General features: G+C 68.2%; 20 protein-coding genes. 6 read left to right on the forward strand and 14 right to left on the reverse strand.

The window, feature by feature from the left end:
* The first annotated feature begins 45 nt into the window (after positions 1-45).
* Positions 46-1515: a glutamate synthase subunit beta gene (locus DMB37_RS21200; protein ID WP_135234202.1), complete on the forward strand. Its 1470-nt coding sequence runs from the start codon at positions 46-48 to the stop codon at positions 1513-1515.
* Positions 1516-2111: 596 nt separating this feature from the next.
* Complete coding sequence (locus DMB37_RS21205; RefSeq protein WP_167768900.1) at positions 2112-3011, forward strand: cutinase family protein; 900 nt, start codon at positions 2112-2114, stop codon at positions 3009-3011.
* Between the two features lie 77 nt (positions 3012-3088).
* Here the strand turns inward: DMB37_RS21205 and DMB37_RS21210 are convergent, their stop codons facing one another.
* The 3 genes from DMB37_RS21210 to DMB37_RS21220 all read right to left on the reverse strand — a co-directional run bounded on the left by DMB37_RS21210 (position 3089) and on the right by DMB37_RS21220 (position 4909).
* Positions 3089-3424, reverse strand: coding sequence for a hypothetical protein (locus DMB37_RS21210; RefSeq protein WP_135234204.1), 336 nt, complete (start codon positions 3422-3424; stop codon positions 3089-3091).
* A 116-nt stretch (positions 3425-3540) separates the two neighbouring features.
* Positions 3541-4152 carry a histidine phosphatase family protein gene (locus DMB37_RS21215; protein ID WP_135234205.1) on the reverse strand — a complete coding sequence of 204 codons (612 nt, stop codon included), beginning with the start codon at positions 4150-4152 and terminating at the stop codon, positions 3541-3543.
* A 58-nt stretch (positions 4153-4210) separates the two neighbouring features.
* Positions 4211-4909: a helix-turn-helix domain-containing protein gene (locus tag DMB37_RS21220; RefSeq protein ID WP_135234206.1), complete on the reverse strand. Its 699-nt coding sequence runs from the start codon at positions 4907-4909 to the stop codon at positions 4211-4213.
* A gap of 108 nt (positions 4910-5017) precedes the next feature.
* On the opposite strand from DMB37_RS21220, the gene DMB37_RS21225 reads away from it, so the two are divergent.
* Positions 5018-6517: an MFS transporter gene (locus DMB37_RS21225; RefSeq protein WP_240771596.1), complete on the forward strand. Its 1500-nt coding sequence runs from the start codon at positions 5018-5020 to the stop codon at positions 6515-6517.
* Positions 6518-6572: 55 nt separating this feature from the next.
* On the opposite strand, the gene DMB37_RS21230 is transcribed toward DMB37_RS21225, so the two are convergent.
* Together DMB37_RS21230 and lysX are read right to left on the reverse strand one after the other, a co-directional pair.
* On the reverse strand, positions 6573-6824 hold the full coding sequence (locus DMB37_RS21230; protein WP_135234207.1) for a hypothetical protein: 252 nt from the start codon (positions 6822-6824) through the stop codon (positions 6573-6575).
* A gap of 197 nt (positions 6825-7021) precedes the next feature.
* The gene (gene lysX, locus DMB37_RS21235; RefSeq protein WP_135234208.1) at positions 7022-10342 is read right to left on the reverse strand and encodes a bifunctional lysylphosphatidylglycerol synthetase/lysine--tRNA ligase LysX; all 3321 of its coding nucleotides are present in this window, start codon (positions 10340-10342) and stop codon (positions 7022-7024) included.
* Between the two features lie 144 nt (positions 10343-10486).
* On the opposite strand from lysX, the gene DMB37_RS21240 reads away from it, so the two are divergent.
* Complete coding sequence (locus tag DMB37_RS21240) at positions 10487-10705, forward strand: RNA-binding S4 domain-containing protein (RefSeq protein ID WP_107659886.1); 219 nt, start codon at positions 10487-10489, stop codon at positions 10703-10705.
* A 9-nt stretch (positions 10706-10714) separates the two neighbouring features.
* Here the strand turns inward: DMB37_RS21240 and rraA are convergent, their stop codons facing one another.
* The 9 genes from rraA to DMB37_RS21285 form a co-directional block, all read right to left on the reverse strand.
* Positions 10715-11206 carry a ribonuclease E activity regulator RraA gene (gene rraA, locus DMB37_RS21245; protein ID WP_107653545.1) on the reverse strand — a complete coding sequence of 164 codons (492 nt, stop codon included), beginning with the start codon at positions 11204-11206 and terminating at the stop codon, positions 10715-10717.
* An 86-nt stretch (positions 11207-11292) separates the two neighbouring features.
* Positions 11293-11658, reverse strand: coding sequence for a DUF5313 family protein (locus DMB37_RS21250; RefSeq protein WP_135234209.1), 366 nt, complete (start codon positions 11656-11658; stop codon positions 11293-11295).
* Between the two features lie 49 nt (positions 11659-11707).
* Complete coding sequence (locus DMB37_RS21255; protein WP_135234210.1) at positions 11708-12082, reverse strand: DUF5313 family protein; 375 nt, start codon at positions 12080-12082, stop codon at positions 11708-11710.
* 25 nt (positions 12083-12107) lie between these two features.
* On the reverse strand, positions 12108-12587 hold the full coding sequence (locus DMB37_RS21260) for an SRPBCC family protein (RefSeq protein WP_135234211.1): 480 nt from the start codon (positions 12585-12587) through the stop codon (positions 12108-12110).
* A 124-nt stretch (positions 12588-12711) separates the two neighbouring features.
* Positions 12712-13671 (reverse strand): CopD family protein, encoded by a 960-nt coding sequence (locus DMB37_RS21265; RefSeq protein ID WP_135234212.1) that lies wholly within the window; start codon positions 13669-13671, stop codon positions 12712-12714.
* Positions 13668-14210 carry a copper resistance CopC family protein gene (locus DMB37_RS21270; protein ID WP_135234213.1) on the reverse strand — a complete coding sequence of 181 codons (543 nt, stop codon included), beginning with the start codon at positions 14208-14210 and terminating at the stop codon, positions 13668-13670. The genes DMB37_RS21265 and DMB37_RS21270 overlap by 4 nt, the downstream gene beginning before the upstream one ends.
* Entirely contained in the window at positions 14207-14866 is a 660-nt protein-coding gene (locus DMB37_RS21275; RefSeq protein ID WP_135234214.1) for a YcnI family protein, read from the reverse strand. Before DMB37_RS21275 ends, DMB37_RS21270 begins: the two co-directional genes overlap by 4 nt.
* Before the next feature lie 38 nt (positions 14867-14904).
* Positions 14905-15423: a hypothetical protein gene (locus DMB37_RS21280; protein WP_135234215.1), complete on the reverse strand. Its 519-nt coding sequence runs from the start codon at positions 15421-15423 to the stop codon at positions 14905-14907.
* Between the two features lie 7 nt (positions 15424-15430).
* Positions 15431-16075 (reverse strand): DUF6474 family protein, encoded by a 645-nt coding sequence (locus DMB37_RS21285; protein ID WP_135234216.1) that lies wholly within the window; start codon positions 16073-16075, stop codon positions 15431-15433.
* Between the two features lie 153 nt (positions 16076-16228).
* Here DMB37_RS21285 and DMB37_RS21290 point away from each other — a divergent pair, with 153 nt between their 5' ends.
* On the forward strand, positions 16229-17965 hold the full coding sequence (locus DMB37_RS21290; protein WP_240771597.1) for a TM0106 family RecB-like putative nuclease: 1737 nt from the start codon (positions 16229-16231) through the stop codon (positions 17963-17965).
* Positions 17962-19929, forward strand: a complete 1968-nt coding sequence (gene htpG, locus DMB37_RS21295) for a molecular chaperone HtpG (RefSeq protein ID WP_135234217.1) — start codon at positions 17962-17964, stop codon at positions 19927-19929. Before DMB37_RS21290 ends, htpG begins: the two co-directional genes overlap by 4 nt.
* The last annotated feature ends 84 nt before the right edge of the window (positions 19930-20013 follow it).

The following is a 20013-nucleotide window of genomic DNA, read 5'->3' on the forward strand; positions in this document are numbered from 1 at the left end:
AGCAGCTGAGTCCGATGTCCACAGGCAAGATTACGGAGGCCGAACGTGGCTGACGCACAAGGTTTTTTGAAGCACACGCACCGGGAGCTACCGACCCGCCGGCCGGTCGAGCTGCGGTTGATGGACTGGAAAGAGGTCTACGAGCAGGGGTATCCGAAGGAGACCCTGCAGCGGCAGGCCAGCCGGTGCATGGACTGCGGTATTCCGTTCTGCCACAACGGCTGCCCGCTGGGCAACCTGATCCCCGAGTGGAACGACCTGGTCTACAAGGGGCAGTGGCGCGAAGGCATCGACCGGCTGCACGCCACCAACAACTTCCCGGAGTTCACCGGTCGGCTGTGCCCGGCGCCGTGTGAGGCGTCCTGTGTCCTCGGGATCAACCAGGACCCGGTGACCATCAAGCAGGTCGAGGTCGATCTCATCGAGAACGCCTTCGACGAGGGCTGGGTGACTCCGGTCTACCCGACTCGATTGACCGGCAAGCGGGTCGCTGTCGTCGGTTCCGGTCCCGCCGGACTCGCCGCCGCACAGCAGCTCACCCGGGCGGGCCACACCGTGACCGTGTTCGAGCGGGCCGACCGCATCGGCGGGCTGCTGCGCTACGGCATCCCGGAGTTCAAGATGGAGAAGCGCTTCATCGACCGGCGGCTCGCGCAGATGGAGGCCGAGGGCACCATCTTCAAGACCGGCGTGAACGTCGGGGTGGACATCACCGCCGAGCAGCTGCGCGAGACCTACGACGCGGTCGTGCTCTCCGGTGGCGCCACCCTCGCGCGTGACCTGCCGATCCCCGGTCGGGAGCTCGACGGCATCCACCAGGCCATGGAGTTCCTGCCGTGGGCCAACAAGGTGCAGCTCGGCGACGACGTCACCGACGAAGACGGCCTGCCGCCCATTCACGCGCGCGGCAAGAAGGTCATCATCATCGGCGGCGGCGACACCGGCGCCGACTGCCTCGGCACCTCGCACCGGCAGGGCGCGGCCAGCGTCCACCAGTTCGAGATCATGCCGCGCCCGCCCGAGGAGCGCGCCGCCTCCACCCCGTGGCCGACCTATCCGCTCATGTACCGGGTGTCCTCGGCGCACGAAGAGGGCGGCGAGCGGGTGTTCTCGGTGAACACCGAGCGTTTCATCGGCGAAGACGGCAAGGTGACCGGCCTGCAAGCGCACGAGGTCACGATGGTCAACGGCCGCTTCGAGAAGGTCGACGGCACCGACTTCACCCTCGACGCCGACCTCGTCCTGCTCGCCATGGGCTTCACCGGTCCCGAGAAGCCCGGCCTGCTCGAAGATCTCGGCGTCGGCTACGACCAGCGCGGCAACGTCCAGCGGGACAAGAACTGGGCGACCAACATCCCCGGTGTCTTCGTCGCCGGCGACATGGGCCGCGGCCAATCCCTCATCGTCTGGGCCATCGCCGAAGGCCGCGCCGCGGCCGCCGCGGTGGACCGCTTCCTGGAAGGTGAGACGGCCCTGCCCGCCCCCATCACCCCCACCATGGTCGCCCAGCGATGATCTGAACCCCTCTCTTACCGGAGCGGAAAAGGCGCCTGTGGACAGCAATGTCCACAGGCGCCTTTGTTTTCCGTATCGGGCGGCCTCAAATAGCAAGGGCCTGACGACAATCCGGTTCGACGCTCAACTATCCGAGCGCATAAGGACTTTCGCGGCGAACGGGACGTACGGGTGTTTCTCTGATTGCTGCGGCGTGTTCGTGGTCGGTGTGGCGGTGCGTGGCGCGTCTAGCGGTTTGCCGCAGACCGGCTTACGCGGATTACGGCGGGACTTGTGGTAGCTGCGTAATTGCTCTCGGTTCGCCTGCGGCGTGGGAGTCGAGTGTGCGCGGGTTGTGGTGAACAGCTGGAGTTTTGGGCATTCGACGAAAATTCGAACAAGGCCGGGGTTTCGGATGGCGCCGGCGAGCTGGTACCTCTATTGTGATCCCGTCGTGCTGCTGATCTTGGGCTGTGGGTTGTGGTCGTAGCCGGCACATCGGTGGGTGGCTTGTGTTAACCCAGCGTGCACTGGAACGTCATCCGTCGGGTTCAGCATTGGGGCGCAACTTGTCGAGGACGCAACTCGCGAGAGGCATGGTTTTGGACTGGAGCGGTATGCAGTTGAAGAAGGTTGTCGCGGCTCTCGGTGCGTCCGCGACGGTGTTGTCCGGTATGGTGTTCGGCGCCGGTGCCGCGAGCGCGGCGCCGGGTTGCCCGAGCCTGTACGTGGTGGCGATCCCGGGTACCTGGGAGACCGGCAAAGACAAGACGCCGAAGCCGGGCATGCTGGCCGGGGTCACCAATAATCTGCCGCGTTCGGCGGAGGTCGACTACGTGACCTATGCCGCGACCGCGTTCCCGTGGGAGGGCGAGGTCTACGGCAACTCGAAGAAGGAAGCCGTCGACACCGCGCGCGGCCTCATCTCCGACATGGCGAAGTCGTGCGGCGCGACGAAGATCGCGCTCGTCGGCTACAGCCAGGGCGCCGACGCCGCCGGTGATCTGGCGGCCGAGATCGGCACCGGACTCAGCGTGGTCGCGCCGGACCGGATCGCGGGCGTCGGCCTGATCTCCGACCCGCGCCGTGCCCCGAACGACATCCAGGTCGGCGCCCCGGCGCCCGGTGCGGGTGCCGGTGGCCCCCGGGTCGGCGGCTTCGGCTGGATCAGCGACCGCACCCGCACCATCTGCGCGGTGAGCGACCTGTACTGCGCGACCGCACCCGACGATTTCGTCACCCGGTTCGCCGGCTTCCTGGCGCAGGCCTCGGACGCGAACCCGGCCAACATGTGGCGCTACCAGATCGAAGCCGGGAACATCATGAACGACCTGTTCGCGCATGGTGGCGTGCCCACACTGCAGGCGCAGCTGACCGAGTCGGCGAACGAGCAGCGGGCCAAGGACCTGGAGCGCTTCTACAAGTCGCAGGCGCACACCCTGTACGGCAGCTACCCGGTCGGCGGCGGCCAGACCGCCGTCTCCTGGATGCACAACTGGATCGCGGGCATGGCCTGATCCACGACGTACCGAAACGAAGGCCCACCTCCGGCAAGGAGGTGGGCCTTCGTCGTATGTACTACCGGGACAAGGGATCAGCTGCTGCCCGCGGAACCGGTCGACGGGCGACCGTCCTTGAAGAAGATCCGCGGACCGGGCTCGTCCTTCTTGTGGATGCGCGGCCCGTCACCGCGCGGGCCCTCGCGATACTCCACCCGCGGGCCGTCGTGTCCCTGGCCGCCGGGCAGGTCCAGGCCGCCGTGCGGATGCGCACTGATATCGGTGCCGTCAGCCGGGGTCAGCTGAGCAGCCGCCGGATCGGGTGCCGCCGCCGAAGCGGTCGCGGCCAACGCGCCGACCGGTAGCGCGATCAACGCTCCCGCCACGGCAATTCGGGTGAGGCGGCGTCTCGATGTACTGGAGAGCAACACGGGAATCCTTTCTCTGGAACCGTGCGCTACTGAGGGTGGTAGCGCACCCGTCCCATAGAAGGTTCCGTCGCTGGGACGACGGTGCGACGTCCCTGCCAATCGGCTGTGAGTGGCGCTCAGGCTTTGATATTGCGCGGCAACAGATCCCAGACGTGCCCGGTCTCATTGATCGTCGCCGCGGTCCGGCGCCCGGTGCGGGAGAACAGGATTCGGGTGATCGAGCAGTAGTCGATCGGAAACGTCAGTGGCCGTTCCAATCCGAGTATCTCCTGGAGCAGCACGTTGATCACGCCACCGTGCGTGAAGGCGACCACCGTGCCTGCCGGGTCGGTGCTCGCGGCGATCTCGGTGACGGCGTCGAGCACCCGGGACTTGAACGCCTTGCCGTCGATCTGGTGCGGCAGGTGGCCCGCTTTGATCCGTTCGTAGACCTCGCGGAACTCGACCTTGGCATCCTCGATCGGAATGTAGGCGGGCAGATCGCGATCGTATTCGGCCAGGTCGTCGATGATGTCGAGGCCGGAGCCGAGCTTCGCCGCGGTGGGTGCCGCGGTCTCGCGCGCCCGGCGCTGCGGGCTGCTCACCACCCGGGTGATCCGGTGCTGGCTCAACGCGGCGGGCACCCGCTCGGCCTGCTCGAGCCCGACGGGCGCGAGTTCGGGATCGGCGGGACCGGCGGAGTTCATGATCCGGACCGGTTGGGCATGGCGAACGAGGATCAACTGCACAAGCCCACTCTGCCGTATCGCGGACCGCGCCTCGATCCGGGCGCGATACGGCGCCCGGTCAGCGCCCGGTGCACTCCCGCGGCAGCTCGAACAGGGTGGTGAACTGCTCGGCGGCGGCCGCGTCGCCGGTCACCTCGGTGACGCCCGCGGTGATCGTCTCGGCCATCGAGTGCCCGTCGTAGACGACCGCGACGAAGGCGGCGACGCTGGTGTGGATGGCGGTCGCCGCCGTGCCGCTCGCGCCGCGGGTGATCGTGAGCGCGCCGTCGTCGACCACCGCGTGGAACTCGTCGGTGTTCGCATCGGGTCCGGTGAAGTACAGGTCGAAGTCGGCTCGCACGCCGGCCGCCCGATCCGCCTGGAAATGGGTGCGCAACGAGACGACCAGCGCGTCGGTGCTCACCTCCGAGCAGCGGTAGGTGTTGGGTGTGCGCGCACCCCAGCGGCTGAGCGCGAGGACCACCGTGTCCAGTTCCTTGCCCCAGTCGGTGAGGTCGTAGACCGCGGCGCTGACCGGCGGCGGCAGCTTGCGCTTGTGCACCACACCCGCGTGGACCAGCTCGTCGAGCCGCTGGGAGAGCACGTTCGGGCTGATCGTGGGCAGCCCGGCCCGCAGATCGGTGAATCGCTTGGGGCCCAAGAGCAGTTCACGCACCACCAGCAGGGTCCATCGTTCACCGACCAGGTCGAGTGCGCGGGCCGCGCCGCACGCGTCGTGGTAGCTGCGCTTGTTGCGGTGCTCGGGAGCAGCAGTCATGGAATACAGCATATCATTAGATACTGCAAGAGAATTAGATAGTTGTCTTTTAGGACTAACCACTGCTAGCGTCGCACCATAACGATCTTCGGGTGGAAGGCAACGCTGGTGGTTGACGTAAGAGAACGGACGCGCGAGGCGGCGGACCGCGGTCGCTGGCTCGCGCTGTATGTGCTGTGCGGCGGCATGCTGATGATCGTGCTGGACGCCACGATCGTGAACGTCGCGCTCGCCGACATCCAGCAGGATCTCGGGTTCACCTCGGCCGGGCTGGCCTGGGTGGTGAACGGATACCTGATCTCGTTCGGCGGCCTGCTGATGCTGGCGGGCCGGCTCGGCGACCTGATCGGTCGCCGAACCATGTTCCTGTCCGGCCTGGTGGTGTTCACCGTGGCCTCGGTGCTGTGCGGGCTGGCCGTCAACGAGGTCACCCTGATCGCGGCCCGGTTCCTGCAGGGCATCGGTGGCGCGATGACCTCCGCGGTGATCCTCGGCATGATCTTCGCGATGTTCCCGGACCCGAGGGAGCAGGCGAAGGCGATCGGGCGCTACGCGTTCGTCGCGTCGGCCGGTGGCGCGATCGGCCTGCTGCTCGGCGGCCTGCTCACCGCGCTGGACTGGCGGCTGATCTTCCTGGTCAACCTGCCGATCGGCATCCTGGTCGGGCTCGCCGCGATGAAGATCCTGGACAAGGATCAGGGCGCGGGCCTGAAGGACGGCGCGGATGTGCCCGGCGCCGTACTGATCACGGTGGCGCTGATGCTCGGCGTCTACACCATCGTCAAGCCCGCCGCCGAGTACGGCTGGACCGACCCGGTCACCCTGGGCCTCGGGGTGGCGTCGCTGGCGCTGCTCGCCGGGTTCGTCGCGCGGGAGGCGACGGCGAAGACACCGCTGATGCCGCTGACGATCTTCCGGTCCCGGAACCTGTCCGGCGCCAACGCGATTCAGGTGGTCACCGTGGCGGGCATGTTCGGCATGTTCTTCCTGGGCTCGCTGTACCTGAAGCAGGTGCTCGGCTACGAGCCGCTGCAACTGGGCCTGGCGTTCTTCCCGGTGGCCGCGATCATGGGTCTGCTCTCGGTGCGCTACTCCGAGGGCCTGGTGATGCGGTTCGGTGCGCGAAAAGTGCTGATCCCGGGTCTGTCGCTGATCCTCGCCGCCCTGCTCTGGCTGACCCAGGCGCCGGTCGACGGCAACTACTGGCTGCATATCTTCGGCCCGATGGTGCTGTTCGGAACCGGTGCGGGCCTTGCCTTCCCGGCGCTGATGAACCTGGCGATGTCGGGGGTGGCGCCGGCGGAAGCGGGGCTGGCCTCCGGACTGGCCAACACCACGATGCAGGTCGGTGGCGCACTCGGGCTCGCGGTGCTCGCCACCCTGTCGGCGAGCAAGACGACTGACCTGTTGGCGGCGGGCACCCCGGTAAACGAGGCGCTGACCAGCGGGTTCCAGCTCGCATTCTGGATCGGCGCGGCGCTGGTCGTCGCCGCGCTGCTGGCCGCGATGTTCGTGCTGAAGTCGGTGCCCGCCGCTTCACCCGGCGTCGACCTGGACGACGAGCTGTTGCTCGAGGCGGAAGTGGCGTCCGAGCGCACCGCCATCTGACGGACGACGCAAACGAATGGCCCGGTTCGCTATGCGAGCCGGGCCATTCGGTCGGTCAAGGAGTGTAAGGCGGTTGCTGCTGCCCGTACGGGGGCTGCTCGCCGTAGGGCGGCTGGTTCGGCGGTTGCTGGTTGGGCCCCTTCTTGCGCCGCCGCATCAGATAGACGCCTGCGATGATCGCCGCGATGACCAACAGGCAGCAGAGCCCGCCGATGATCAACCCACCGCTGCTTCTGCGCTTCTTCTTGGCCGCGAGGTCCAGCGCCGAGTTCCACACGTCCGGGCTCGCCCACACGCTCGTGTCCACCAGGCTCATATTGGTAAGCAGGTCAAGATACATTCAGAACCCCATCTCGTGTATCGGTCTCCTCCCGGGCCGAATACCACTCACCGCACGCCCGAACCACCGGCCGGTCAACCCGAGTATTCGGCCGCCCGGACCGAATAACCCAGGGTAGCTGTCCGATTCATCCGAAGTGGACCCTTCGCGAACCTTGCCTCGCCTCAGCGCGGTTTCACCAGCGGGAACGGCAGCGTCTCGCGGATGCTGCGCCCGGTGATCAGCATGACCACCCGGTCCACGCCCATGCCGAGCCCGCCGGTCGGCGGCATCGCATGCTCGAGCGCCTGCAGGAAGTCCTCGTCGAGCTCCATCGCCTCCGGGTCGCCGTTGGCCGCGAGCATCGACTGCTCGGTGAGCCTGCGGCGCTGCTCGACCGGGTCGGTGAGTTCGCTGTAGGCGGTACCGAGTTCGACACCCCAGGCGACCAGGTCCCAACGCTCGGTGACCCCGGGGATCGAGCGATGCGCGCGGGTCAGCGGCGACACCGAGGTGGGGAAGTTGATGTAGAAAGTCGGTTCCTCGGTGCGGGATTCGACCAGGTGCTCATACATCTCCAGCACCACCTGGCCCTCGTCCCAGCCGTGCTGGTAGGACACCTCGGCCTTGTCGCACAGTTCGCGCAGCTGGTCCAGGCCGGTGTCCGGGGTGATCTCGGCGCCGATGGCCTCGGACACCGCGCCGTGCACCGTCTTCACCGCCCACTCGCCGGAGATGTCCACCGGCTCGTAGGTGCCGTCGCCCTGCGGCCGCAACGCCACCATCGCGCCGTTCGCGGCGAGCGCGGCGTCCTGGATGAGCTGGCGGCAGGCGTGCATCATCCGCTCGTAGTCGCTGTGCGCCTCGTACGCCTCGAGAATGGTGAACTCGGGGTTGTGGCTGAAGTCGACGCCCTCGTTGCGGAAGGTCCGGCCGATCTCGAAGACCTTCTCCATGCCGCCGACGCAGAGCCGCTTCAGGTACAGCTCGGGAGCGATCCGCAGGTACAGATCCAGGTCGTAGGCGTTGATGTGGGTGAGGAACGGGGTGGCGTTGGCGCCGCCGTGCACCTGCTGCAGGATCGGCGTCTCCACCTCGAGATAACCCCAGGCGTTCAACGAGTCGCGCAGCGAGCGAACCACCGCGCTGCGCTTGGCGAGCACCTCCCTGGTCTCGGCGTTGATCGCCATGTCGACGTAGCGCTGCCGCACCTTCGCCTCGGGATCGGACAGGCCTTTCCACTTGTCCGGCAACGGATGCAGGCACTTGCCGAGCATCCGCCAGTCCGCCGCGAGCAGCGAGAGTTCGCCGCGGCGGCTGCGCCCGATCTGACCGCTCACCTCGATCAGGTCGCCGAGGTCGAAGAACTCGGTGAACTCGGCGCTGCGCTCGGCGCCGACCCGATCGCGGTCGATCACCAGCTGGATGTCGTCGGTCCAGTCCCGGACCACGGCGAAGATCACGCCGCCGTAGTCGCGGATGCGCAGCAGCCTGCCGCAGACCCGGACCGTGGTGCCGCGCGGCGACTGCCTGGCCTTCGCGACGGTGTGCGTCGGCGGGTAGGCGACCGGGTAGGCCTCGACGCCGGACGCGGTGAGCCGGTCCAGCTTGTCCATCCGCACCCGTACCTGCTCGGGGCGGCGCGGCAGCTGCTCCTTGCCCTCGACGTGATCGATGTCGGGCGGGCTGCCGTCAGCGTGCAGTCCGGTCATGGTGGCGGGCACCGCGCTATGAATGCCGGTGTGCGCGACCGTATCCGGCTCCTTGCCGAAGCGCGGCAGGAAACCCTCGGCGAGCGCGCTGGCCACCGCGACCCTCGGCAGCTGCCTGCGCTCCTCGAACAGGAAAAACCTTGGTACCCAATGCGGCTGGTACTTCACGTTGGAGCGGTACAGCGCCTCCAGCTGCCACCAGCGCGAAAAGAACAGCAGCACACCGCGCCACAGCCGCAGCACCGGACCGGCGCCGATCCGGCCGCCCTCCTCGAACACCGAGCGGAACACCGCGAAATTCAGCGAGACCTTGGTGATGCCCTGCTGGTCGGAGTTCAGCGCGAGCTGCGAAATCATCAGCTCCATCACGCCGTTCGGGCCGTTCGGGTCCCGGCGCATCAACTCCAGTGAGACACCGGTGCGGCCCCACGGCACCAGCGACAGCATGCCGAGCACCCGGTCCTGACCGTTCACCGCCTCGACGAGCAGGCAGTCCCCGTCCAGCGGATCGCCGAGCCTGCCGAGCGCCATCGAGAAGCCGCGCTCGGTCTCGGTGTCGCGCCAGGCGTCCGCGCGGGCGATCACCTGCCGGAACTCCTCGGCCGGAATGTCGCGGTGCCGCCGGATCCGGACGGTGATGCCGTGCTTGCGCAAGCGGTTCGCGGCTTGGCGGACCGGCTTCATCTCCGGGCCCGCCAGGGAGAACGTTCTGGTGTCCAGGATGGCCTCGTCACCGAGCCGGATCGCGGAGAGCCCGGCCCGGCGGTAGGAGGTCGCGCCGAGTTCGCTGGCGCCCATCACCGCGGGCGCCCAGCCGAATTGGTCGGCCAGCCGCAGCCAGGCGTCGATGGCCTGCGGCCAGGCCTCGCGGATGCCGATCGGGTCGCCGCTGGCGAGGCAGACGCCCAGTTCCACGCGGTAGGTGACCGCCGCCTTGCCGCTGGGCGCGAACACCACCGCCTTGTCGCGGCGGGTGGCGAAGTAGCCGAGCGAGTCCTCCAGATCGGAACGTTCCAGCAGGCCGCGGATGGCCGACTCGTCGGTGCCGGTCATCGCGTTCGCCGCGCGCTGCGAGCGCAGCAGGATGAGCACCGCGGCCAGCAGCGCGACGGCGCCGAACAGGCCGAGCAGGAAGTTGACGAACGGGCGTGGGTGACCGTCGAAGTGTTCGTTGTCCACCAGCACCGCGGCGGTCACCCGATAGATCGCCCAGCCGGGCCGCTGCGCGCCGCTCGGCAGCGAACCGGGGAACAACTCGACCAGACCCCAGCCGAGCAGGGAGCCGACCGTCAGGCCGCCGGCGAGCACGCCGAGCGCCTTCAAGCCCGCCCCGCGGCGCACCCTCGTGTAGAACTCGCGCCAAGCCGCGATCAGCACGCCGATCACGGCCAGGTGCACGATCATCGCCACCAGCGCGTCGATATTGCCGGTGTCCGCGAAATCCAAGCCGTCGGCCAGCGCGTACAACGCCAGATAACCGAGCAGCAACCACCAGGCGATCCGTTTGCGGCTGGCCAGCGCACCCGCGAGCAGGCCGACGATCAGCGCCCACATCAGGTTGGTGTCGGGGGCGTCGAAGTAATAGTTGTCGATGTAGCGACGCGGTACCTGGGTCAGGAAACGCAGGCCGGGCGAGAGGCTCCAGAGGAAGCACGCCACCGCGAAAACCCCGAGCACCAGGCCCGCGATATGCGGTACCTCGGCCAGTCGGCCGTGTCCCCGATGCGGGACGGGTGGGGTGGGTCTATCCGCGGGCGGTTCGATCAGGTGTTGCCGGGCTTGCGTGGTGGTCACTGAACCAGTGTGTACGGTGCCGCCGTTTCGGTGCTCGAAGACCACCCGGGCATGTCGGTTCTCGGCGCGTCGCACACGCGTGTCAGCGACGCGCGCAGGGGGCTGGCGTTTGCTGTTTACGAATGCAAGGTAAGGATGTACCTCATGTCAGAACCAGTCGATGTACCGATCGATGACGACGTCATTCGGCTCGGTCAGTTCCTGAAACTGGCCAACCTGATCGAATCCGGCTCGGAGGCCAAGACGGTGATCGCCTCCGGTCTGGTGCGGGTGAACGACGAGGTGGAGCTGCGCCGCGGCAGGCAATTGCAGATCGGTGACGTCGTCACCCTGGCCGGTCATCAGGCGAGAGTGTCGGTCTGAGGCGGACTTTCAGTCCTCGGCACGCACCACGACGCCGTCGTGGTCGCTGTAGAGCATGTCGCCTGGCACGAAGGTGACGCCGCCGAACTCGACCGGCACGTCACGGTCGCCGGAGCCGGTCTGGGTGCTCTTGCGCGGGTTGGTGCCCAGCGCCTTGATGCCGATGTCGAGCGTGCGCAGGATGGCCGAGTCGCGCACCGCGCCGTTGATGATCACGCCGGCCCAGCCGTTGTCCACGCCGCGACCGGCGATGACGTCGCCGACCAGTGCGGTGTGCACGCTCGCGTCACCATCGACGACCAGCACCTTGCCGTGGCCGGGTTCGCCGAGCGTCTGCTTCACCAGCAGGTTGTCCTGGAAGCAGCGGATGGTGGAGATGCGGCCGGAAAATGCCGCGCGGCCACCGAACTGGATGAACTGCGTGTCGCAGCTGCGGATCTCGGGGCCGATCTCATCGGCCAGGTCGGCAGTGGCGACAACATCATTCTGCGATTCGGTCACGGGCTCAGCTTAAAGGTGACCGAGCAGCAATTCCGGGAGGGCCGCTCCCGTTGTGAGGTTGGTCGCTCTCGATGTGCTGAGGGGCGCTAACGGTGCCCGTAGCGCAGTTCGTACCTCTCCCGGTCGTGCTCGGAGAACTTGGCGCGGTTGACCAGTTCGGGGTTCAACCCGTGCTGGCCCAAACGGTAGCGGCGCCAGACATAGCTGAGCGCCACGGTGAAGATGACCATCGGAACGATCATCATCACGATCAAGCCGATCTTCAGCGGCATCGGACCCGGGAACAGCAGTACCAGGGCGAAGAACGGCAGCACAGGCCCGAGAAACCGGACGAGATAGCGCTCCATGGCCCCGTGCCCGACGAGGTCGCGGATGACCCACTCGTGCAGCTCCTCAGGGAGCTCGCGGCCCAGATCGTAGGCGATCCGCTGCCGAATTGTGGGGGTTTTCATACCTAAAGGCTATGCCTGTGGTATCGGTCACCGCTAGGTTGCTGAGCCCTCAACCTCGGCCGTGCCGACGCTCGTACGCGAGGCGTTCCGGCTCGGCTCTGCGCCGGGCGTCCGCGTCGGCCAGCGCCGGATCGAGGCCGTGCTTGATCAGGCGGTGCCGCCGGTACACATACATCAGCGCGACCGTGAAGTAGATCAGCGGCAGATACAGCAGCGCCATCATCGCCAGGCCCATCCACAGCGGGCCGGGCAGCAGCAGGAACAGCATGAGCACCGGAATCAACGGCACCAGGATGCGCAGCAGATACCGCCGCGTCGCGCCGGGGCCGACCAGGTCTTCGCGCACCCAGTCGGTCATCGAGGCGGGCAGGGTGCGGCCCGCGATGTAGCCGATGCGCTGGACGAAGGACGGTGTGGCGCTCATCGATCAAGCATCCCCCACCGGCGGATCAATGCACGGACTCATCCGATTCCGCGACGCGATCGGCATGAAAAGCCTGGATCTGGGTGATCAGGTTGTGCGTGGTGTGCTGCACCGCGATCTTCACGAACGGCTCGATGGTCTTGCCGAGCGCGCGGCCGGCCAGCCCGCCGCCGACCCGGAAGTCGACGATCGCGTCGACGGTGCAGAGCGCGGCGCCCTTGGGGTGGAACAGGAAGGTCGACTCGACCTCGAAACCCTTGATCGACTTCACCGCGATCAGGGAGTTCTCCGCCCAGCGCACCACCTCGACGCGGGACTTCAGCGAGGCGGGCCCGAGCTTGATGTGCCCGTCGAACGCGGCGCCGACACCGACCGTCTGCTCGCCGACCGGGGTGAAGGATTGGATCCCGTACAGGAACTTCGGCAGATTCCGGTAGTCGTTCACGTAGGCGAACGCGGACTCCGCCGATGCCGCACAGTCCTCGACGATCTTCACTTCGGTCATGCGAAAACAGTAACCGGTGGCGATCCAGGTCGCCTGCTCGCCGGAGATGCCCGGATGCCGCACTACGTCCTCGAGTTGTGGGGCTGCCGGACCGAAGGGCGCACCGGCACGACGGTGCAGAGGTTCAGGCGGTGACCGCGAGCGTGGCGGCCAAACCGAAGGCCAGTGCCATCACGACCACCTCGATGGTCGCCCGGCGCAGCGACGCCTCGGCGGTCATCCGGTGATCGGCGGCCCGGCGCACCCAGTTGCGTCGCCACCACCAGCCCAGTGCCAGCAGACCCACCAGCACAAGGGTTTTCGCAAACAGGACGCGACCGTAACCGGTGCTGACGAACGGCGTGATCCCACCGACCCGCACCAGGCCGTTGAGCAGGCCGGTCGCCGCCACCACCGCGACCAGCGGCAACGCCACCGCCGAATACCTCGGCAACACCACGGCCCACTCGCCACGGGTGCGCACCACCAGCGCGAGCGCCACGAGCAGCCCGAACCAGGCCGACGCCGCCAGCGCGTGCACCGCGGCGAGCACCGACCCGAACGCCTGCTGCGACATGTGCCCGGTGATCGGCCGCAACGCCAGCGCGACCGCCGCGAACACCAGAACCAGGTCGGCGGAGGCGATCTCGGTCCGCCGGAACGCCACCGTCGAATAGCACGCGACCGCGCCGACGCCCACCAGGATGGCGATGCCGACCTGCCCGCCGCTGATCTGCACCAGATAGTCGCCGAACTGCGCGGCCTCCAACTCACCGACCGGCACCCCGACCACCTGGGCCGCCTCGAACACGATGATCGCGAACTCGGCGCCGCACCAGCACCCGGCCAGCACCGCGAGCAGCCGCCACGGCGGCTCCAGCCGCGGGTGCAGCCGCGGCAGCGCGGCCAAGCCGAGCACCGTCGCACCGAGGCCGTCGGCGAGGACCCGGACGATGGCCTCGGCCGCGAAACCAGCGGACACGGCCAGCGCCCAGGCGATCAGCACACCGAGCAAACCTGCGGGGACGACCAGCAGCACCGACCACGGTGCGCGGGCGGTACCCCGCCGCGCACCGCCCCGGCCGCCGATCGTCCTTCCGGTCACTGGTTCGGTTTCCGGCTCCTGCCGCCGAACAGCGCGAACGCCAGCCCGCCGCCGAAGAGCACGACGGCGCCGACGATGAAGACCCACAACGGGATTCCGCCCGAGCCGTCGTCGTCGGAGCTACCGCTGTCAGCGTTCGGCTTCGCGCCCGGGACCCCATTGCCCGCCTTGCTCAGCGTGAAATGCCGGGTGCCGCTGACCGGATGGCCGTCGGCGGAGGTCACCCGGTAGGCGATCGTGTATTCGCCGACCGGGCCGAGCTCGCCCACTTCGACGCTGACCGTATTGCCGTCGACCGTCGGCGAGCCCTTCGACCACAGCTTGCCGTCCGGTCCGACCACGGTGAGCGCCGGGAAACTCGGCTGCAAGGCCTCGTTGAAGGTGACGCTCGCGCGCGCCGGGCCCGCCTCGATGGTCGCGCCGTCCTCCGGCACGCTGGCCGTCGGCGCGGAGTGCGCGGCGGCGGTTCCCGCTGCGGCGAGACCGAATCCGAGCAGGAGCAGCCCCGCGACGAGCGCGGTGAGCAGGCGCCGGGTCATGACTGCCGCGCCCGGATCACGTTGCCGAGCCCGAGCGCGACGCCGAGCAGACCGAGCGCCAGGCCGATGCCGCCGAGCCAGCGGGCAGTGTTGTCGGTGTCGTCGGTGGAGCCGTGCGCGGCGTCGCTGTCGACCTTGTGATCGTCGCCCGCGTCGGCCTTGCCCTGGGCCAGGGTGAGCGACGGCGCCGGATGTTCGGGCTCCGCACCGTCTTTGCCCGCGGGCTGATCCCAGTCGACGATCTTGCCGTCGCTGTAGGTCTGCTTGGCCGGGAAGCTGACCGTCTCCTGCGCGGGCAGCGGGCCGACCGAGACGGCGAACCGCTGGAACTGGCCGGGGCCGACACCGGGGGCACCAGGGTCCGCGGTCCAGGTAATCGCGGTGATCTCTTTCTTCTCGTTCTTGTCGACCTTGACCGACCAGCCCGGAATGGGTTCGGGCCGTGCGCTTTTCAGGTTGGGCAGGGTGACGGTGAGCGCGGTGGTGCTCGCGGTGTCGGATTCGGTGGGCACCCGGAAGGTGGCGACCGAATACTTGCCCTGCTGGGCGCCCGGCGCGTCCACGCTGACGTGGGCGGTGGCCGTACCGCCGGCCAGCACGGCGAGGGTGGCGGCGACGGCCGCCGTGCCGGTGGCGCGCGAAATCGAACGGTGCATGGAAAGACTTTCTGTCCGAAGGGGAATGGTGCTGCGAGTCAGGCGAGCACCGGTGGCGCGCGCGGGCCGATCGCACCCTTCGGCGGGCAGTGATAGTGCGCGAGACCGGGATCGGCCCAGCGCGGCGATCCGGTGGCGCGGGGGAGTCGCGGTTTCGCGAGTACCGCGCGGACGGCGCCGGAGACCAGCCCGTAGAGCCGTTCGGCGACGGAGATGACCGCGGCACAGCCGATCGTGGCAATGGCGTGCGCGCCGAGCATCCAGCCGGTGGGCAGCGGATTCGTTGCGGCAGTGCCATGCTCGTGGCCGAGCAGGCCGGACAGCGCGAGATGGCTCGCCAGCTGTCCGAGCCCAAGCAGGACGAGCACCGAACCACGACCGCGCGCAGCCACATTCGCGGCGCTACCGGCCAGCGCGGCGACCAGCAGCACCAGGGTCAGCTCGGTCGAGCCGGGAAAACCGCCGCCCGCGACCCCGTGCGCGGCGACGGCGAGCGCGCCCACCAGCACACCGACCAGGCCACCACGCAGGTGGCCGGTACTCGGTGCTGGCGGCATCGCGAGGTCAGCGCACGCCGAGCCGCGCGAGCACGTCCGCCTCGACGCCGGACAGTTCGTCCGCGATCGAGGTGTGCACGGCGCGGCGCCGCGGCGCGGGCATCTGCTCGGCGGTCTGCACCGCGGCGGCCAGGCTGTCCAGGCGGGCCTGGGTGGCGGCGACGAATTTCTGCGTCTCGGCCTTGTCCTTGCCGCCCTGCGCGCCGACCTTGCCAAGGGCCGCTTCGGTATTCACGATCCTGGCCCGCAGCTTGGCGCCGTGGCCGCTGAAGTCGGCGAGCTGATCGACGCCGATGCCGAGCTGCTGGGCCTTGCGGGTGTCGAGCTGTGCGCGCAGGAACGTCGCGCCGCGGTAAGCCAGCGGCGCGAGCACCGGAATGAGCACCCGGGCCACGCCGAGATACTTCTTCACCTGACCGGCGCTGAACAGGTCACGCTCGGCCTTGGCGGCCAGCTTGAGCGCGGCCTTCTCCTCCGCCTGCAGGGCCGAGATCTGCGCCTTGGCGACCTTGCGCTGGGTACGGGCCTCCGCGCGGCGGGCTTTGCGGTCGTTCTTGGCGACCAGCTTGGCTTCCAAACCGGCCTTGTGCTTGAGAGCCTTCGCCTCGGCCCTGCGGCTCGGGCGCCGCTTGCGCTTCGTGAACAACCCCATCGAAGGCCCTCCGTCATGCTGGTTTGCCATGGCAGTACGACGCCGGGGAAAGCCCGTCCGCCCATGTCACACGGTTTGCGTCCTACCCTAACGGGTGCATCGCGACACCAGCGAGCGTGGCAGGGCGACGAGCCGCGAACGGTGCCGTTGCCCATGGGGTTCGTGGGTTTGTCGGGGGTAGGGACCATACTGCATAGCGTGGAATCGGGCATCGGTGACCGAGCGGGTCGCAAGCACAACGGCACGGCCGTCGAACGGCCGGCCGGCGTCGCGGATGCGCCGACCCCCTTCATCGATGCCAGAGCGCTCATCGGCTGTCGTCATCGTCTGCACTTGGACGCGGCACATCCCGGGGCGCTGCACGGCGTCACCGAGGACCCGGGGGTGCGGCAGCGCAGGGAGGCGGCCACGGCCCATCGGCTGCGGGTCCGCGACGCGCTGATCGCGGCGGACCCGGCGGGCTGGGTGGTCATCGACCCCACGCTGCGCGCGGCCGAGCGCGCCGAGGCCACCATGCAGGCGTGTGCGGCTGGCGTGCACCACATCTGGGGCGGGCTGCTGCCGCAGGAACCGGAGACGGGCAGGCGGGGCGGCTCGGAGATCCTGCTGCGCGACCTCGACCGCGGCGGGTACATCCCGGTGATCGTGGTGAACCACAAGGTGACCGACCCGCGAAACCCCGAGCCCGCCGATTTTCACCCGACCACCTCGAACCCGTACCACTGGAACCCGAAACCGGACCGGCACCGCAAACTGCGCCAGCAGCCGCGCGACCAGCAGCGCCTCGCGCACCTGTACCGAATGCTGCAGCGCCACGGCATGGCCAGCCCGGCGCTGGTCGGCGGCGTGATCGGCTACCACTTCGACTGCATCCTGGTGCACGACCTCGGGCCGGTGCTCGCCGACTACGACCAGCGCTACGCCGACCGGGTCGCGGTGGTCCGCGGCGAACTGCCGACGATTCCGTCGAAGGTGCCCGAGTGCAGGCAGTGCCCGTGGTGGACGCGCAGCATCGAAGGACCGAGCTGTGAGGGCTGGCTCATCGAGCATCGCGACGTCAGCCTGGTCGCGCCCGGCTCGCGCGCCGACGTGCTGCGCAGGCACGGCGTGCAGACCATCGACGAGCTGGCCGAGTGGGCGGGCGACGACCCCGACGACTGGCAGCACGGCCCGTTCGACGAGGCGGTGGTCACCGCGCGCGCCTGGATCGCGGGCGCGCCGCTGGTCCGCCGGGTGGAGCCGATCCGGGTGCAGCGGGCCGACGTGGAGGTCGACGTCGACCTGGAGAGCTTCCAGGAGTACGGCGCGTACCTGTGGGGGACGCTGCTCGACGGCGTGTACCGCCCGTTCGTTACCTGGGATCCGCTGCCCACCGAGGACGAGGGCCGCTCGTTCGGCGAGTTCTGGACCTGGCTGATGACCATCCGTGCCGAAGCCGCCGCGCACGGCAAAACCTTTGCCGCCTACTGCTACTCGCGCACCGCCGAGGACAAGTGGCTCTACGAGTCGGCGCGCCGCTTCGCCGGGCGCCCCGGCGTGCCGACGGTCGAGCAGGTGCGCGCGTTCGTCGACGGACCGGAGTGGGTGGACATGTTCCAGGCCGTCTCCGATCAGTTCATCTGCCCGAACGGCAAGGGGCTGAAGAAGATCGCGCCGGTCGCGGGCTTTTCCTGGCGCGATGCCGAGGCGGGCGGCGAGGCGTCGATGAGCTGGTATCGGCTGGCCGTCGGCTACGAGGGCGACCCCGACATGTCCCAGCGCACCCGGTTGCTGGAGTACAACGAGGACGACGTCCGGGCCACCCAGGTGCTGCGCGAGTGGATGTCGAATCGGGCAGACCTCGAGGTTCCTGGCCTAGCGGATTTCGGGCGTCGTACTATCGCGTCGTGACAGAGCACGTCGAACAACTCGAGTTCCAGGCAGAGACGCATCAGCTGCTCGAGCTGATGATCCATTCGGTCTACTCCAACAAGGACACCTTCCTGCGGGAGCTGATCTCGAACTCCTCCGACGCGCTGGACAAGCTGCGGCTGGAGTCCTTCCGGGACAAGGATCTGCATGTCGACACGTCCGACCTCCACATCGAGCTGGAGGTCGACAAGGACAACCGGATCCTGACCGTTCGGGACAACGGCATCGGTATGTCCCGCGCCGAGGTGGTCGACCTGATCGGCACCCTCGCCAAGTCCGGCACCGCCGAGCTGCGCAAGAAGCTCAACGAGGCCAAGAGCGCGGCGGCCAACGTCGACACCGCGGAGCTGATCGGCCAATTCGGCATCGGCTTCTACTCGACCTTCATGGTCGCCGACAAGGTCACCCTGACCACCCGGCGGGCCGGGGAGACCGAGGGCACCCGCTGGGAGTCGGCCGCGGGCAGTTCCACCTACACCATCGAAACCCTCGACACCGCACCCCAGGGCACCGCGGTCTCGCTGCACCTCAAGCCCGCCGACGAAGAGGATCACCTCTTCGACTACACCCAGGAGTGGAAGCTCCGGGAGATCGTCAAGAAGTACTCCGACTTCATCGCCTGGCCGATCCGCATGCAGGTCGAGCGGACCGTCACCGAGGGTGAGGGCGAGGAGAAGTCCGAGAAGACCATCGTCGAGGACCAGACCCTCAACTCCATGAAGGCGCTGTGGACCCGCCCGAAGAGCGAGGTCAGCGACGAGGAGTACAAGGAGTTCTACAAGCACGTCAGCCACGCCTGGGACGATCCGCTCGAGATCATCCCGCTCAAGGCGGAGGGCACCTTCGAATACCAGGCGCTGCTGTTCCTGCCGTCGCAGGCGCCGTTCGACCTGTTCACCCGCGAGCACAAGCGCGGCGTGCAGCTCTACGTCAAGCGGGTGTTCATCATGGACAACTGCGAAGAGCTGATGCCGGAGTACCTGCGCTTCGTCAAGGGTGTGGTGGACGCACAGGACCTCTCGCTCAACGTCTCCCGCGAGATCCTGCAGCAGGACCGCCAGATCCAGATGATCCGCAAGCGGCTGGTCAAGAAGGTGCTGTCCACGGTCAAGGACCTGCAGGGCGCCGAGGACCAGACCAAGTACCAGACCTTCTGGAAGGAATTCGGTCGCGTCCTCAAGGAGGGCCTGCTCGGCGACTTCGACAACCGCGAAACCATCCTGCAGGTCTGCTCGTTCGCCTCGACGAACTCCGAGACCGAGCTGACCACGCTGGCCCAGTACGTGGAGCGCATGCCGGAGGGTCAGGACGCCATCTACTACATGACCGGCGAGTCCCGCCAGCAGGTCGAAAGCTCCCCGCACATGGAGGCTTTCAAGGCCAAGGGCCGCGAGGTGCTGATCCTCACCGATCCGGTGGACGAGATGTGGGTCGGCTCGGTGCCCGAATTCGACGGCAAGGCCTTCACCTCGATCGCCAAGGGCGAGGTCGACCTGGAGTCCGAGGAGGAGAAGAAGGCCTCCGAGGCGCTGCGTGAGCAGCAGGACAAGGACTTCGCCGAGGTGCTGACCTGGCTCGGCAAGACGCTGGACGACAGCGTCAAGGAGGTGCGCCTCACCAACCGGCTCACCACCTCACCCGCCTGCCTCGTCGGTGACGTCTTCGACTTCACCCCGATGCTGGAGCGGATGTATCGCGCCTCCGGCCAACTGGTGCCGGAGACCAAGCGGATCCTCGAGCTCAACCCGACCCACCCGCTGGTCACCGGCCTGCGCGACGCCTACGACACCCGCAAGGACGACGCCGACGCGGGCAAGGTGCCCGAGCTCACCGAGACCGCCGAGTTGCTCTACGGCACAGCGGTGTTGGCCGAGGGCGGCGAGCTGAAGGATCCGGCGCGGTTCGCGCACATCCTCACCGATCGCCTCACCCGCACCCTCTGATCCGGACTTCGGCGAGGGCCACCCCACGGTGGTCCTCGCCGAAGCACGTCCGCCGATGACCTGCAGGCACGAGTGGTTCACGAT

Origin of the sequence: Nocardia sp. CS682 (assembly GCF_004634405.1) — a bacterium.
In the GTDB taxonomy this organism is placed as follows: Bacteria; Actinomycetota; Actinomycetes; order Mycobacteriales; family Mycobacteriaceae; genus Nocardia; species Nocardia ninae.